Genomic DNA, 16,178 nt, shown 5'->3' with positions numbered 1-16,178 from the left:
AATTTTCCAGAGTGATTGACTTGTTGCCTAACCACTAGAACTATTTCCAGGGTGGTAAAGCAGCTGTTAACAAGGTTTTTAATTTAAATAGGAATTTCAGTAATGACTATTTTGAACCTGTCTTTTTAATGGTCAAAAATGCTTTTGTAACGGTTTTTAATATAAGATTTGAACAGAAATTGTTATAATATGATAAAAAGCTTAACGATAATTAGAGGAAGAATAATGAAAACAATTAGACGCTATGACGTTAACGAAGAGTGGGCTCATACAGGCCTTGTAGAGGCAGGAGACTTTTACTATTTGAATTATTGCGTGGGTAATATTGGTCAAGATATTGAAAGCCAGATTAATGGCGCCTTTGATGAAATGGAACGCCGCTTGGGGCTTGTTGGCTTGACCTTGGAAGCAGTGGTTCAAATGGACTGCCTCTTCAGAGATATTTGGAATGTGCCTGTGATGGAAAAGATTATTAAAGAACGATTTAACGGTCGCTACCCAGCCCGTAAATCCATCCAGACAGAATTTGTATACCATGGTGGACCAGAAGGCTTGCTGTTCCAGGTGGATGGTGTGGCTTATTCTAAACACATCCCTGTTAGCTAGTCAAGACTTGTTTAAGGTCTTAGTGGTATAATGACTCTATGACATTTCTAGAACTTTTACAAAAAAAATTTTTTCCGAAACACTATCAGGAAAAACAAGCCTTAAAAAAAGAAGAAGCCTTGAAAGCGCAACGATTTGATGACGGTAACGACTTCTCATCACAAGGGCAAGAGCCCTATCAAGAGGTGGGAGTAGCAGATTCAGCAGCAAACCAAAGCGCTTCAGCTTCCTTTCAGCGCAGCAAATTTCGAGAAACGGCCCCTAAAAAACAGCCCGTCTGGTTACAAAAACTAGAGGCTATTTTGCCGTCGCCGCAGAATCCTATTCGCCGATTCTGGCGTCGCTACCATATTGGCAAGATTCTCATCATTTTAATAGGAACTCTTGTTTTGCTCCTAGGTTCCTATCTGTTTTACCTCTCAAAAACAGCCAAGGTTTCTGACTTACAAGATGCCTTGAAAGCGACAACTGTCATTTACGATCATACGGGTGAATACGCGGGGAGTTTGTCTGGACAAAAAGGGACATATGTGGAATTGGATGCCATTTCAGATGACCTCGAAAATGCAGTGATTGCCACAGAAGACAGGACTTTCTATAGCAATAATGGGATTAACCTCAAACGTTTTTTGCTGGCAGTGGTAACAGCTGGCCGATTTGGAGGTGGCTCTACCATTACCCAACAGTTGGCTAAAAATGCCTACCTGTCGCAAGATCAGACCATTAAGCGAAAGGCGCGTGAATTTTTCTTAGCCCTAGAATTAACCAAAAAATACAGTAAAAAAGACATCCTGACCATGTATCTCAATAATTCTTATTTTGGAAATGGGGTCTGGGGTGTCGAAGATGCTAGTCAAAAGTATTTTGGAACAACAGCTGCCAACCTGACCTTAGATGAAGCTGCTACCTTAGCTGGAATGCTCAAGGGACCTGAAATTTACAACCCTTATTATTCCCTCGAAAATGCAACCAACCGAAGAGATACAGTCTTAGGAGCTATGGTTGATGCAGGGAAAATCAACCAAAATCAAGCTGCTGAGGCTAAAACAGTTGGCATGGGTAATCGCTTGGCCGATACTTACGTTGGCAAGTCAGATGACTACCAATACCCATCTTACTTTGATGCGGTGATCAATGAGGCCATTTCAACCTACGGTATTTCCGAAAAAGATATTGTTAATAATGGTTACAAGGTCTATACAGAATTGGATCAAAACTACCAGACAGGTATGCAGACGACCTTTAATAATGATAATCTATTCCCTGTCTCAGCCTATGATGGCAGTTCTGCGCAGGCTGCCAGTGTTGCCCTAGATCCTAAAACAGGAGCGGTTCGTGGACTGATTGGTCGAGTAAACAGTAGTGAGAACCCAACCTTTAGAAGTTTCAACTACGCGACCCAAGCGCAGCGAAGCCCAGCGTCGGCCATAAAACCTCTTGTGGTCTATGCACCAGCTGTTGCTTCTGGCTGGTCAATCGAAAAAGAACTGCCGAACACGATTCAAGATTTTGATGGCTATCAGCCTCACAATTATGGCAACTACGAATCAGAAGACGTGCCCATGTATCAAGCGCTAGCCAATTCATACAATATTCCAGCTGTTTCGACTTTAAATGACATTGGTATTGATAAGGCCTTTGCATATGGGAAGAAGTTTGGTCTAGACATGACCTCTGCCCAAAAAGAGTTGGGCGTAGCTCTCGGCGGTAGTGTGACCACCAATCCATTGGAAATGGCTCAGGCATACGCTGCCTTTGCTAATAATGGGGTCATTCACCCTGCCCATCTCATCACCCGCATTGAAAATGCTAGAGGTGAGGTGGTCAAAGCCTTTACCGATAAGGCTAAGCGCGTGATTAGCCAATCTGTTGCCGACAAGATGACAAGCATGATGTTAGGGACTTTCTCAAACGGAACAGCCGTTAACGCTAACGTCTATGGTTATACCTTAGCTGGAAAAACAGGAACCACCGAAACGAGCTTTAACCCAGATGTTGCAGGAGACCAGTGGGTCATTGGTTATACCCCAGATGTGGTCATCAGCCAGTGGGTAGGCTTTAATCAGACCGATGAAAACCATTACCTGACCGACTCCAGTGCAGGAACAGCCTCAACGATTTTTAGTACCCAAGCCTCTTATATCCTCCCTTACACAAAAGGTAGCCAATTCCATGTGGATAATGCTTACGCTCAAAATGGCATTGCAGCTGTCTATGGGATCAATGAAACGGGTAACCAGAGAGGGATTGATTCCCAGTCCATCATTGATGGCTTGAGAAAATCAGCTGAGGAAGCCTCAAAATCCTTATCTGATGCCGTTGATCAATCCGGCTTGCGTGATAAAGTCCAATCCATCTGGAACGGTATTGTGGACTATTTCAGATAGCTTGCGGAATTCTAAAAATCATGGTAGAATATGGACTACGGAGGCGTTATGGCACAGAAAAAAGCAAGCCTAGCGTGTGTCGAATGCGGCAGCCGCAACTACTCTATCGGAGTAAGCAGCACCCCAAAACCAACACGTCTAGAAGTCAACAAATTTTGCAAGTATTGTAAAAAATATACCTTACATAAGGAAACACGTTAAGAGGAGAGCCTGATGGGATTCATTAGTGGGATTTTTAAAGTCTTAAAAGACACAACATGGCCAGACCGTAAACAACGTTGGAAAGATTTTATCTCAGTTCTTGAGTACACGGCTTTCTTTACGGTGATTATTTATATCTTTGACCAGTTGTTGTCAAAAGGCGTATTATCATTGATCAATTTCTTCTAAGTTAACTAAAGAGATTGGAAAACATCGCTTGGAAAAGCCAGGCTGGGAATTATTCCCAGCCTTTTTGAGTGCTTAATAGCTCAGGTTGAAAATGGAGATTAGAAAGTGTCACGAACAAGGTCTTTCATTGACAGTGGCAGTTTCTTCTATTATAATGAGGGTAATAGAAAACATCGCAAAAGCCAAAAGAGGCTTTTTTTATAATGAAAGGAAACATCATGTTAGATTCTTTTGACAAGGGCTGGTTCGTCCTCCAAACTTACTCAGGCTACGAAAACAAGGTGAAAGAAAACCTCTTGCAACGTGCACAGACTTACAACATGTTGGACAATATTTTGCGCGTGGAAATCCCAACGCAAACCGTTAACGTGGAAAAAAATGGGCAAACCAAAGAAATCGAAGAAAACCGCTTCCCAGGGTATGTATTGGTAGAAATGGTCATGACAGATGAAGCTTGGTTCGTGGTGCGTAACACCCCAAACGTTACTGGGTTCGTGGGTTCACACGGTAACCGTTCTAAACCAACGCCACTACTTGAAGAAGAAATCCGTGCCATCCTATTATCTATGGGACAAACCATTGATGTCTTTGATACTAACATCAAAGAGGGCGATGTGGTACAAATTATTGATGGCGCTTTTATGGGCCAAGAAGGACGTGTGGTTGAAATTGAAAACAATAAAGTGAAACTGTTACTTAATATGTTTGGTTCCGAAACAGTGGCGGAAGTAGAGCTCTACCAAATTGCAGAATTGTAATCAATAAAAGTGATTATAGCATTGTAATAATCACTTTTTGACATAAAAAATAATCGGACGGTATGTTTTATCGTCTGATTTTTAGTGTGGTAAATGAAAAGGTCTTTAAACAGGTGAAGCTACCTTGCAATAGTCTGTAAAGGGATGACATTTAAGTAAACGAGAAGACAAAAGAAAAATAAATGAAGGATACCTGAGAAAAAATCGTTTTAGATAGAGTTGTAGCATCGTTTGTATTAACTGGTATAGTACAATACCTAAAGTACAGTTTTGCCGGCTGAAAGAAAGCTAGTATTCAAAGAGCCCTTTTTTGAGAAGAGTTGATACTACTAATAATGCTAGTAATGATACTAGGATTCTCGTGGAAGTTGAAAAATTAGGAAATGTTTCTGATAAGTATAAGCAGATGTGATATGGCTAGATTCTATCTAATTGCCTAGAAAACACTTTATAAATGTTGTACAGAAAAGTGTTGCCTTTTCAGTTAATGATAGATTACCAGATAAATTTCTTGAAGATTTATTAAATTTACATGCAGATAGTCCTTTAGCTAGAGACAATACAGCTCCTTTGGCTCCTTATCTACTTGCTAAAGCAAAAGAAGAGGCAATGAGGAGAATTACTCAGTTCCGTGAGGAGAGTAAAATTCTTCAGAATCTTTCTGAGAAAACCCAAGAAGAATTAAACAAGAAAAATGATCAATTAAGAGATCAAGCAGACAAGTATTCTAAAAAACATAAAGAAGCAGATGAGTTGTCTAAAAAAGTAAGCAAATTAGATGATGAGTTAAAAGCAACTCTTGCAGAGACTAAAAAACTTTCCACAGACTTGTCAAGTGCGCAAAAAGAACGCGATACCGCTTTCAAAGTTTCTAAAGACCTTGCCGATAAGTTAGCAGAATCTGAAAAAGCTAAGGCTAATGCTCTTAACGTTTCTAAAGATCTTGCCGATAAGTTAGCAGCTGCAGAAGCTAGCCGAGACAAAGCCTTTGCTGTCTCAACAGACTTAGCTAATCAATTAGCGGCTAAAACAGCTGAAGCTGAAGATCTTCTCAATACTGTGGATAGCTTTGGTCGTCTTGTGGAATCTGCAAAACGTGAAATGCAGGAAAAACTTGCCGAAATTGACCGCTTGAAAGCTGAAAAAGCTCAATCAGATGCCGCATTAGAAGCTGCTAATGCCACTATCGCAGAACTTCAAGCTGAAGTCGAAAAAGTGAAGTCAGATCTTGCTAATGCAAATCAGTTGGTTGAAGCTGGTAAACGTGACCTTTCTGACTTAGCAAAAGCAAAAGCAGATGCAGATGCCGCACTTGTAGCATCAGAAGCTAAAGTAGCAGAACTTAAAAAAGCAAAAACTGAATCAGAAGCTAAGGTTGCTAAACTTGAGTCTGCAGTGACTGCTGCCAAAGAAGAAGTGGCTAAAGTTAAGGCAGAGCTAGAGACTGTTACTAAAGACCTTGAAGCAGTTAAATCTGAAAAAGCAAAACTTGAAACACAAATTGCTGACTTGAAGAAAGCACATGCTGAAAAAATAGCAGAGCTTGAAGCAGCAATTAAACGTCTTGAAGAAGAGCTTGCAGCTAAAGTTAAAGAGTTTGAAGCTTTAGAAAACACTTCTAAAGAAGAAAAAGCTAACTTCCAAAAAGAAATTGACCGCTTGAAAGCTGAATCAGCAGCTAAGATTAAAGATATTACTAAATCTACTAAAGTAGGTTCGTCAGCTACAACTGGTATGGCATCATCAAGTGTTGCATCTAACAAGGTACAATTACCATCAACAGGTGAAGCTACCAACGCATTCTTTACAGCTGCAGCACTTACCATTATGGAAGGTGCAGGTGTTATGGCTGTTGCAGGCAAACGCAAAGAAGACTAATCTCAGTCTGATACTTATCTCTAAAAGCTAAAAAAGCAAATCCTAGTGGTTTGCTTTTTTCATTCTTTATTAGTATCGGCGTGTTTTCCAGTTAATATGACTTTCGCTTGTCAGATGTTATTTTTTGGTTAACAGTGATTTGAGTTGTTGTGGTTTTCTAACTGTTTATTAGATTTTATGGTTATCACGGGATGGATGGTACAAGTGTTTGGTGGACTATCTATTATTGGGAGGTGTTGGGCGACTTTCTTGGAGCTTATAAAGCTATAATAGTTTGAAAAATCTGAAATTAACAACACATCGCTTCACTTGCCCATTCCTAAAAGCCTCATATCATGCTATAATAAGGAGACTAGACTTTTTTACATGGGAGATTTGACATGACATTTTACAATCATAAAGCCATTGAACCGAAATGGCAGGCCTTCTGGGCTGACAATCACACGTTTAAGACAGGAACAGACGCTTCGAAACCTAAGTTTTATGCACTTGATATGTTTCCTTACCCTTCAGGATCCGGTCTTCACGTCGGACACCCGGAAGGATACACGGCAACAGATATTCTAAGTCGCTTTAAACGTGCTCAAGGTTACAATGTCTTGCACCCAATGGGCTGGGATGCCTTCGGTTTGCCTGCTGAGCAATACGCTATGGATACCGGTAATGATCCAGCAGAGTTTACAGCGGAAAATATTGCTAACTTCAAACGCCAAATCAATGCCCTTGGTTTTTCTTATGATTGGGATCGTGAAGTTAATACCACTGACCCAGACTATTACAAGTGGACGCAATGGATTTTTACCAAATTGTATGAAAAAGGCTTGGCCTATGAGGCAGAAGTTCCTGTGAACTGGGTAGAAGAGTTGGGAACAGCTATTGCCAATGAGGAAGTGCTGCCTGATGGAACTTCTGAGCGTGGTGGCTACCCTGTTGTCCGCAAACCAATGCGCCAATGGATGCTTAAAATCACGGCCTACGCTGAACGTCTTTTAGAAGATTTAGAAGAGGTTGACTGGCCAGAGTCTATCAAGGATATGCAACGTAACTGGATTGGTAAGTCAACCGGTGCCAATGTGACCTTCAAGGTTAAAGGCAGTGACAAAGACTTTACTGTCTTTACCACACGCCCTGACACCTTGTTTGGAGCAACCTACGCTGTTTTGGCGCCAGAACATGCCCTTGTTGACGAAATCACTAGCCCTAAACAAGCAGAGGCAGTGGCTGACTACAAACGCCAAGCGAGCTTGAAATCTGATTTGGCCCGCACTGACCTCGCTAAGGAAAAAACAGGTGTTTGGACGGGTAGCTACGCTATTAACCCGGTCAATGGCAAAGAAATGCCAATCTGGATTGCGGACTATGTGCTAGCAAGTTATGGTACAGGGGCTATTATGGCTGTACCTGCCCACGACGAACGAGACTGGGAATTTGCCAAACAATTTGACCTTGAGATTATTCCAGTGCTTGAGGGTGGTAATGTGGCAGAGGCTGCTTACACCGAGGATGGACCTCACATTAATTCCGACTTCTTAGACGGTCTAGACAAGACTGACGCAATCACTAAGATGGTAGCTTGGCTTGAAGACAAGGAAGTTGGAAATGAAAAAGTGACTTACCGCTTGCGTGACTGGCTCTTCAGCCGCCAACGTTATTGGGGTGAGCCGATTCCAATTATCCACTGGGAGGATGGCACCTCAACAGCTGTTCCTGAAAATGAGTTGCCGCTTGTCTTGCCAGTAACTTCAGATATTCGCCCTTCAGGAACAGGTGAGTCACCACTAGCTAACTTGACTGATTGGTTAGAAGTGACCCGCGAAGATGGTGTTAAAGGTCGTCGTGAGACCAATACTATGCCACAATGGGCTGGTTCAAGCTGGTATTATTTGCGCTACATTGACCCTAACAACGATCAAGCTTTGGCGGACCCAGAATTGTTGAAACAATGGTTGCCTGTTGATATTTACGTGGGTGGTGCCGAGCACGCGGTGCTTCATCTCCTGTATGCTCGATTCTGGCATAAAGTCCTTTACGATTTAGGCGTTGTGCCAACCAAAGAACCATTCCAAAAACTCTTCAATCAAGGGATGATTTTGGGAGCAAGTTACCGTGACCATCGTGGAGCGCTTGTAGCGACTGACAAGGTGGAAAAACGTTATGGCAGCTTCTTCCATATCGAAACAGGTGAGGAGCTTGAACAAGCACCAGCGAAAATGTCTAAATCACTCAAAAACGTTGTCAATCCTGATGACGTGGTCGAACAATACGGTGCAGATACCTTGCGTGTTTACGAAATGTTCATGGGGCCATTAGATGCCTCAATCGCTTGGAGCGAAGAAGGCTTAGAAGGTTCTCGTAAGTTCCTTGACCGCGTCTACCGTTTGGTGACGACTAAGGAGATTGTGACGGAAAATAGCGGCACCTTGGATAAAGTTTATAACGAAACTGTCAAAGCTGTTACTGAACAAATTGAGACCATGAAGTTCAATACTGCCATTGCTCAATTGATGATTTTTGTCAATGCAGCTAATAAAGAAAATCAGTTGTTTGTGGACTATGCCAAAGGCTTTGTGCAATTGATTGCTCCATTTGCGCCACACTTAGGTGAAGAACTCTGGCAAATGATTACTCAATCAGATGAGTCCATTGCTCATGTGGCTTGGCCAACTTGGGATGAGTCCAAATTGGTTGAAAATGATGTGGAAATCGTTGTCCAAATCAAAGGAAAAGTCAAAGCGAAATTAGTGGTTGCTAAGGACCTTTCTAGGGAAGACTTAGAAGCTGCAGCCCTTGCTAACGAGAAAGTACAAGCTGAGATTGCAGGCAAAGACATTGTCAAAGTGATTGCAGTCCCTAACAAGCTTGTTAATATCGTGGTAAAGTAACAATCAAAGACTAATAATAGTTGATATCTATATAGACTCCACTGGGGACCTGTTCCAGGGGGGTCTTTTTTCGTTGGAAAAGCCTAAGGATTATGGCTTTGTTGGGAGATTAACTACTTTTTTTAAAGGGTTTTAAATAAATTAAGTATAGTTAAATATTAAAATAAGTTAACTGAAGTCTAATTTTGAACACTTCTTTGTGTGATAGTTGGTCTTTTTTAAAACGCTTTCATTACCTATAATGAACATATAAAAACATTATATTTATAAACTTTGAAAAGAGGTAGTTCGCATGGAAATGTTCCTAGCTCCCCTAAACTGGTTCTCGCAAAACATTTTGCAAAACCCAGCTTTCTTTGTAGGTCTTTTGGTTTTAATTGGGTATTTACTCCTTAAAAAACCAATTTATGAAGTCTTTGCCGGTTTTGTCAAAGCGACAGTTGGTTATCTGATTTTGAACGTTGGTGCAGGTGGTCTGGTAACGACCTTCCGTCCAATCTTAGTGGCTCTTGCCAAGAAATTTGAATTGAAAGCAGCTGTTATTGACCCTTACTTTGGTCTTGCGGCTGCCAATACCAAATTAGAAGAAATGGGCTTCATCAGTGTAGCCACTACAGCTCTTTTGATTGGTTTTGGGGTCAACATTCTTCTCGTTGCGCTTCGCAAAGTCACTAAAGTTCGTACCCTTTTCATCACTGGTCATATCATGGTACAACAGGCAGCAACTATCTCTGTCTTTGTCCTTCTCTTAATCCCTCAATTCCAAAATGCCTTTGGTGCGTGGGCAGTTGGTATCATCTGTGGTCTTTACTGGGCAGTCAGCTCAAACATGACGGTTGAAGCAACACAACGCCTAACAGGTGGCGGTGGTTTTGCGATTGGTCACCAACAACAATTTGCTATTTGGTTTGTGGATAAGGTTGCGCCAATCTTTGGTAAAAAAGAAGAAAACCTTGATAACTTAAAATTACCAACCTTCTTAAATATTTTCCACGATACCGTTGTTGCGTCAGCAACCTTAATGTTAGTCTTCTTTGGAGCTATCTTGGCTGTCCTTGGTCCAGACATCATGTCTAATGTAGAGTTAATCGGACCAGGCGCTTTCAACCCAGCTAAGCAAGCTTTCTTCATGTATATTCTTCAAACATCACTTACTTTCTCTGTTTACCTCTTCATTTTGATGCAAGGTGTACGTATGTTCGTTTCTGAGTTGACCAATGCCTTCCAAGGGATCTCAAGCAAATTGCTTCCAGGATCATTCCCAGCGGTTGACGTTGCAGCCTCTTACGGTTTTGGTTCTTCAAATGCGGTTCTTTCAGGATTTGCCTTTGGTTTGATCGGTCAATTAATCACGATTGCTCTTCTTGTTATCTTTAAAAACCCAATCTTAATTATCACAGGATTCGTTCCCGTATTCTTTGATAATGCGGCAATTGCGGTTTACGCTGATAAACGTGGTGGTTGGAAAGCAGCAGTTGCATTGTCCTTTATCTCAGGTATTTTGCAAGTTGCACTCGGTGCAGTAGCTGTTGGTTTACTAGGCCTTACAGGTGGTTATCACGGAAACATCGACTTGGTTCTTCCATGGTTACCATTTGGTTACCTCTTCAAATTCCTTGGCATTGCAGGTTATGCTCTTGTCTGCATTTTCCTTCTTGCTATTCCACAATTGCAATTCGCAAAAGCTAAAGATAAAGAAGCTTACTACCGTGGTGAAGCTCAATAAGCACCACTCTCGCATAATAGCTCTGCTATTTTAACAAGATATAAACCTAAGAACTTTGGAGGAAAAACGAATGGTTAAAGTATTAACAGCATGCGGCAATGGCATGGGATCATCTATGGTGATTAAAATGAAAGTTGAAAATGCACTTCGTCAACTTGGTGTGACTGATATTCAATCTGCGTCTTGTTCTGTTGGTGAAGCAAAAGGTCTGGCTTCTGGTTATGATATTGTGGTGGCTTCAAACCACTTGATTCATGAACTTGATGGTCGTACGAAAGGTCACCTAGTTGGTCTTGATAACCTGATGGATGACAATGAAATCAAAACCAAATTGCAAGAAGTGCTATAAGCTGATTCTAAAACAAAAAGGAGGAGTTGTGACGAAGGTTCCCAACTCTTTCTCTTTAGCAAAAGTCAGTTAACAGACAAGAAAATGGTGTGTTTTAAAACAAAAACACTAGAAAGAGATATATTTATGAATTTAAAACAAGCCTTTATTGCTAACGACTCTATTCGTTTGGGGTTACAGGCACAGACTTGGCAAGAAGCTGTTCAATTAGCTGTTCAGCCCTTAATTGATAGCGGAGCAGTGACATCAGCTTATTACGACGCCATCATTGAATCAACCGAAAAATACGGCCCTTATTATGTGCTGATGCCAGGGATGGCAATGCCTCACGCAGAAGCAGGTCGTGGGGTCAACCGTAATGCCTTTTCTTTGATTACTTTAACAAGACCAGTCACCTTCTCAGATGGTAAAGAGGTTTCTGTTCTCTTGACGTTGGCGGCAACAGACCCTTCTATCCACACAACAGTCGCTATTCCACAAATTGTGGCCTTGTTTGAACTTGATAATGCCATTGAACGCTTGGTGGCTTGCCAAAGTTCAGAAGAAGTGCTGGCAATGGTAGAAGAATCAAAAAATAGCCCGTATTTAGAAGGTTTGGATTTAGACTCTTAAGCGATAGCTTACTGACTTAAACGGATAAAACGACTCACAATCATTATTGAAAGGATAAGAACTCCTCATCAGCTTTTTCATAGCCGCTGAGAGTTCTAGGAAAAACACATGACACATCTTCCAAATTTACAAGTTGCTTTAGACCATTCTAACTTGCAAGGGGCTATCAAAGCGGCCGTTTCAGTCGGCCATGAAGTAGACGTTATCGAGGCCGGTACGGTTTGCTTGCTTCAAATCGGAAGCGAGTTGGTTGAGGTTTTGCGCAGCCTTTTCCCAGAAAAAATCATCGTGGCAGATACCAAATGTGCTGATGCTGGTGGCACGGTGGCTAAAAACAATGCAAAACGTGGTGCTGACTGGATGACTTGTATCTGCTGTGCGACAATTCCAACCATGGAAGCAGCCCTCAAAGCCATAAAAGAAGTGCGCGGAGACCGTGGGGAGATTCAAATTGAACTTTATGGTGATTGGACTTATGAACAAGCTCAATTATGGCTTGACGCTGGGATTTCCCAAGCCATTTACCACCAATCACGTGATGCCCTTCTTGCTGGAGAAACTTGGGGTGAAAAAGACCTTAACAAGGTGAAAAAATTGATTGACATGGGCTTCCGCGTGTCAGTAACTGGTGGGCTTGATGTAGACACTTTGAAACTTTTTGAAGGGGTTGATGTCTTTACCTTTATCGCAGGGCGAGGCATTACTGAAGCAGAAGATCCTGCTGCAGCGGCGCGTGCCTTCAAAGATGAGATCAAACGTATCTGGGGGTAACCTATGGCACGTCCTATTGGTATTTATGAAAAAGCAACGCCAAAACAGTTTACCTGGCGTGAACGCTTGCAATTTGCAAAAGACTTAGGTTTTGATTTTGTGGAAATGTCTGTTGATGAATCAGATGCTCGCTTAGCTCGCTTAGAGTGGACTAAGGAAGAACGTCTTGATTTAGTGAAAGCCATTTATGAAACAGGAATTCGCATCCCGACCATTTGTTTCTCTGGTCATAGACGTTACCCACTAGGCTCAAACGATCCTGCTATTGAAGCCAAGTCTCTGGAATTGATGAAACAGTGTATTGAATTGGCACAGGACCTTGGGGTACGTACTATTCAATTGGCTGGTTACGACGTTTATTACGAAGAAAAATCACCTGAAACCCGTGCTCGTTTTATCAAAAACTTGAGACAATCTTGTGACTGGGCTGAGCAAGCCCAAGTCATGCTTTCCATTGAAATCATGGATGACCCTTTTATCAACTCTATTGAGAAATACTTGGCAGTTGAAAAAGAAATTGATTCACCTTATCTCTTTGTCTATCCTGATACAGGCAATGTGTCTGCCTGGCATAATGATTTGTGGAGTGAATTTTACAATGGCCACAAATCCATTGCAGCCCTCCACTTGAAAGATACTTATGCTGTCACAGAAACCTCAAAAGGGCAATTCCGTGATGTGCCATTTGGTCAAGGTTGTGTGGACTGGGAAGAGATGTTTGCGGTCATCAAGAAAACCAACTACAATGGGCCATTCTTGATTGAAATGTGGTCAGAAAATTGTGAAACGGTAGAGGAAACAAAAGCTGCTATCAAAGAAGCACAGGATTTTCTTTACCCACTCATTGAAAAAGCGGGGTTGACGTAATATGGTAAAAAATTTACAAGAAATGCGAGAACGTGTCTGTGCGGCCAATAAATCTTTACCAGAACATGGCCTTGTCAAATTTACTTGGGGCAATGTCTCCGAAGTTTGCCGTGAGTTAGAGCGTATCGTCATCAAGCCTTCTGGTGTGGACTACGAGCTTTTGACACCAGAAAACATGGTTGTTACAGACCTTGATGGGAATGTGGTCGAAGGTGATTTGAACCCTTCTTCAGATTTACCAACTCATGTGGAGCTCTATAAAGCTTGGCCAGAAGTGGGGGGTATTGTCCACACTCACTCCACAGAAGCTGTCGGTTGGGCACAGGCAGGTCGTGACATTCCGTTTTATGGAACTACGCATGCTGACTACTTCTATGGCCCAGTTCCGTGCGCTCGTTCATTAACGAAAGAAGAAGTTGATGGGGCCTATGAACAAGAAACTGGTAGCGTGATTTTGGAAGAATTTAGTAAGCGAGGCTTAGATCCTATGGCGGTGCCAGGTATTGTCGTCCGTAACCACGGCCCATTCACTTGGGGGAAAACGCCGGAGCAAGCTGTTTACCACTCTGTTGTCTTAGAAGAGGTGGCTAAAATGAATCGCTTGACTGAGCAAATCAATCCCCGCGTAGAGCCTGCACCAACATACATTATGGATAAACATTATTTGCGTAAACATGGGCCAAATGCTTATTATGGACAAAAAGGCGATGAGCACTAAGAATAAGCGTGAGTTTTAACCTTAAGGTATTGGTCTACTTTAGGATATATTGACAGTAAAAAAAGGCTGTGGACAGGAGTCCCAGCCTCATTTTGCTCGGTATCGCTACTTTAAAAAATGACGACTTCACCTCGCTATGGAAGAGTTTTCTTAGCGATGATTGGTTAGAAATAGGGTTTCTAATAAAAGCCACACACTTGCCCTGCTAACAAGATTCTTTACAGGAGATAGCTGTCAAGCTGTCCAAATCATGATAAAATAGACAAAGACAGATTTTTAGAGAGGAGGTTTGTAACAATGATGATTTTGGATAAAAAGAGTTATGATTTGCTCTCATACTTACTTAAACTTGAAGTACCTGAAACAGTCATGGCGATTTCACACGCCCTAAATCAATCACGGCGTAAAGTCTATTATCAGCTTGAAAAGATTAATGAGGCTTTACCAAGAGAAGTTGAGCAAATCACATCTTATCCAAGGATTGGTATTCTCTTAAATGACGAGCAAAAGGCTGCCTGCCGTTTGCTATTAGAAGACGTGACTGATTACAACTACGTCATGAAAAGTGATGAACGCAGGCGTCTATCATCGGTGTATATTGCAGTATCTACTGAACGAGTGACCATCGATAAGCTCATGCAAATCAATGATGTGTCCCGTAATACTATATTGAATGATTTGACCGAACTTCGGGAAGAATTGGAGGATAAGCAGTACAAGATTCAATTGCATGTGACTAAAGCGAGAGGTTATTATTTTGATTGTCATCCTATGGTTTTAATTCAATACCTTTACAAACTATTGGTGGATGTTTATCAAGGAGGAAATGGTAGTTTTATTGACGTGTTTAATCGGAAGTTGTCAGAAATACAGGGGCTTTCCGTTTATTTTTCAAAAGATATTCTAGCATATTTTCACGAGTACCTCCTTTTATCTCAGGCTAGTCTAGGAAAGACAATTAATACTCAAGATAGTCAATTTATGTTGCAAATCTTACCTTTCATGCTCTTAAGTTATCGTAACATGCGGCTTGATTCAGATATTAAAAGTGCTCTTAAAAAGGATTTTAACCTTATCTGGAAGCGTAAAGAATACCAGATTGCTAAGGAATTAGCTGGGGAACTCTATAGGAATTTTAAGTTTCACTTGGACGATATTGAAGTGGGAATGGTAGCCATGCTCATGCTGTCTTTCCGAAAAGATCAGGATCGCCACGTAGAAAGTCAAGATTATGATGAGATGCGAGCGACGATTAGTCATTTTATTGACCAGTTGGAGAAACGCTACCAGTTGCATTTCACCCATAGGCAGGATTTGTTAAAGCAGTTAACCACTCACTGTAAGGCACTTGTTTACCGCAAAGCTTATGGTATTTTCTCGGTTAATCCGCTGACAGACCACATCAAAGAAAAATACGAAGAATTATTTGCCATGGCGCAGTCCTGTGCCACCATTTTCGAAAAGGATTGGGATATTCATCTGACCGATGATGACGTGGCCTATCTAACTATCCATCTCGGAGGAGAGTTGCGGCATAATACTCCTGATCAAGACAAAACCAAGTTGGTTATCGTGTCAGACGACGGGATTGGGATTCAAAAGCTCTTGCTCAAACAGTGCCAACGGTATTTGGCCAATGGTCAGATTGAAGCGGTCTTTACCACAGAGCAGTACCAGAGCGTCTATGACCTCTTATCAGTAGATATGATTGTTGCCACAACAGATATTTTGGAAACCAAAGTGCCTATCTTAATTGTCAATCCGGTTTTAAGTGATGATGATATTATTAGGCTGATTCGTTTCTCTAAACAGGGGCGTTTGACAGAGCACTCACGTTTTTCTACAGAACTGGCTAAGGCAATCGAGGCAGTTGTCAAAGACGAGTCCGATTGCTATGCGCTGACTTCTAAAATTGAGAAACTCATTCACCGAGAATTGTTGTGAGTGTCTACATATCAAAAAAGGTACCTCAGTTTTTCTATGACGTAGAAAAAACATAACTGAGGTTTTTAGTATGTTCTGAGAAAATATCTCCCCTTGTTTTTAGGGCAATTTTTGCTTTTGTTCTCATCATCTCAGGAAGGCAAAACATCACATTAAAGGCATTTTTCTAGCTTAGTTAGGGTTGAATCCAGTCCATTTTTGAACACACAACTGTGTGAGACTTGGTCTTTTTATCAGTGGTAAGAAAGTCTATACTTAACTTATAGAAAAGAAGAACACTCTTGGAGGAA

General features: G+C 41.5%; 14 protein-coding genes. All 14 read left to right on the top strand.

Annotated elements, in window-relative coordinates; translation table 11 throughout:
- Positions 1-225 precede the first annotated feature (225 nt).
- On the top strand, positions 226-606 hold the full coding sequence (locus DYD17_RS10235) for a RidA family protein (RefSeq protein WP_003053000.1): 381 nt from the start codon (positions 226-228) through the stop codon (positions 604-606).
- 38 nt (positions 607-644) lie between these two features.
- Entirely contained in the window at positions 645-2,993 is a 2,349-nt protein-coding gene (gene pbp2a / locus DYD17_RS10230) for a penicillin-binding protein PBP2A (protein ID WP_115253162.1), read from the top strand.
- Between the two features lie 48 nt (positions 2,994-3,041).
- Entirely contained in the window at positions 3,042-3,194 is a 153-nt protein-coding gene (rpmG, locus tag DYD17_RS10225; RefSeq protein ID WP_003052996.1) for a 50S ribosomal protein L33, read from the top strand.
- A gap of 12 nt (positions 3,195-3,206) precedes the next feature.
- Positions 3,207-3,383 carry a preprotein translocase subunit SecE gene (secE, locus tag DYD17_RS10220; protein WP_003052994.1) on the top strand — a complete coding sequence of 59 codons (177 nt, stop codon included), beginning with the start codon at positions 3,207-3,209 and terminating at the stop codon, positions 3,381-3,383.
- A gap of 218 nt (positions 3,384-3,601) precedes the next feature.
- Positions 3,602-4,141, top strand: coding sequence for a transcription termination/antitermination protein NusG (nusG, locus tag DYD17_RS10215; RefSeq protein ID WP_003052990.1), 540 nt, complete (start codon positions 3,602-3,604; stop codon positions 4,139-4,141).
- A 432-nt stretch (positions 4,142-4,573) separates the two neighbouring features.
- Positions 4,574-6,019: an LPXTG cell wall anchor domain-containing protein gene (locus tag DYD17_RS10210; RefSeq protein WP_115253161.1), complete on the top strand. Its 1,446-nt coding sequence runs from the start codon at positions 4,574-4,576 to the stop codon at positions 6,017-6,019.
- Between the two features lie 380 nt (positions 6,020-6,399).
- Entirely contained in the window at positions 6,400-8,901 is a 2,502-nt protein-coding gene (gene leuS, locus DYD17_RS10200) for a leucine--tRNA ligase (protein WP_115253160.1), read from the top strand.
- Between the two features lie 292 nt (positions 8,902-9,193).
- Positions 9,194-10,627 carry a PTS sugar transporter subunit IIC gene (locus DYD17_RS10195; RefSeq protein WP_003052986.1) on the top strand — a complete coding sequence of 478 codons (1,434 nt, stop codon included), beginning with the start codon at positions 9,194-9,196 and terminating at the stop codon, positions 10,625-10,627.
- Positions 10,628-10,697: 70 nt separating this feature from the next.
- Positions 10,698-10,976 (top strand): PTS sugar transporter subunit IIB, encoded by a 279-nt coding sequence (locus DYD17_RS10190; RefSeq protein ID WP_002986367.1) that lies wholly within the window; start codon positions 10,698-10,700, stop codon positions 10,974-10,976.
- Between the two features lie 126 nt (positions 10,977-11,102).
- Positions 11,103-11,588 (top strand): PTS sugar transporter subunit IIA, encoded by a 486-nt coding sequence (locus DYD17_RS10185; protein ID WP_003052984.1) that lies wholly within the window; start codon positions 11,103-11,105, stop codon positions 11,586-11,588.
- Between the two features lie 108 nt (positions 11,589-11,696).
- Positions 11,697-12,359: a 3-keto-L-gulonate-6-phosphate decarboxylase UlaD gene (locus DYD17_RS10180; RefSeq protein ID WP_115253159.1), complete on the top strand. Its 663-nt coding sequence runs from the start codon at positions 11,697-11,699 to the stop codon at positions 12,357-12,359.
- A gap of 3 nt (positions 12,360-12,362) precedes the next feature.
- On the top strand, positions 12,363-13,226 hold the full coding sequence (locus DYD17_RS10175) for an L-ribulose-5-phosphate 3-epimerase (protein ID WP_003052980.1): 864 nt from the start codon (positions 12,363-12,365) through the stop codon (positions 13,224-13,226).
- 1 nt (position 13,227) lies between these two features.
- Entirely contained in the window at positions 13,228-13,944 is a 717-nt protein-coding gene (locus DYD17_RS10170; RefSeq protein WP_115276471.1) for an L-ribulose-5-phosphate 4-epimerase, read from the top strand.
- 297 nt (positions 13,945-14,241) lie between these two features.
- On the top strand, positions 14,242-15,888 hold the full coding sequence (locus DYD17_RS10165) for a BglG family transcription antiterminator (RefSeq protein ID WP_174221701.1): 1,647 nt from the start codon (positions 14,242-14,244) through the stop codon (positions 15,886-15,888).
- The last annotated feature ends 290 nt before the right edge of the window (positions 15,889-16,178 follow it).

Origin of the sequence: Streptococcus dysgalactiae subsp. dysgalactiae, assembly GCF_900459225.1 — a bacterium.
In the GTDB taxonomy this organism is placed as follows: Bacteria; Bacillota; Bacilli; order Lactobacillales; family Streptococcaceae; genus Streptococcus; species Streptococcus dysgalactiae.
Note: the sequence above shows the minus strand (reverse complement) of the source record. Positions and strands in the feature narration are given on the sequence as shown.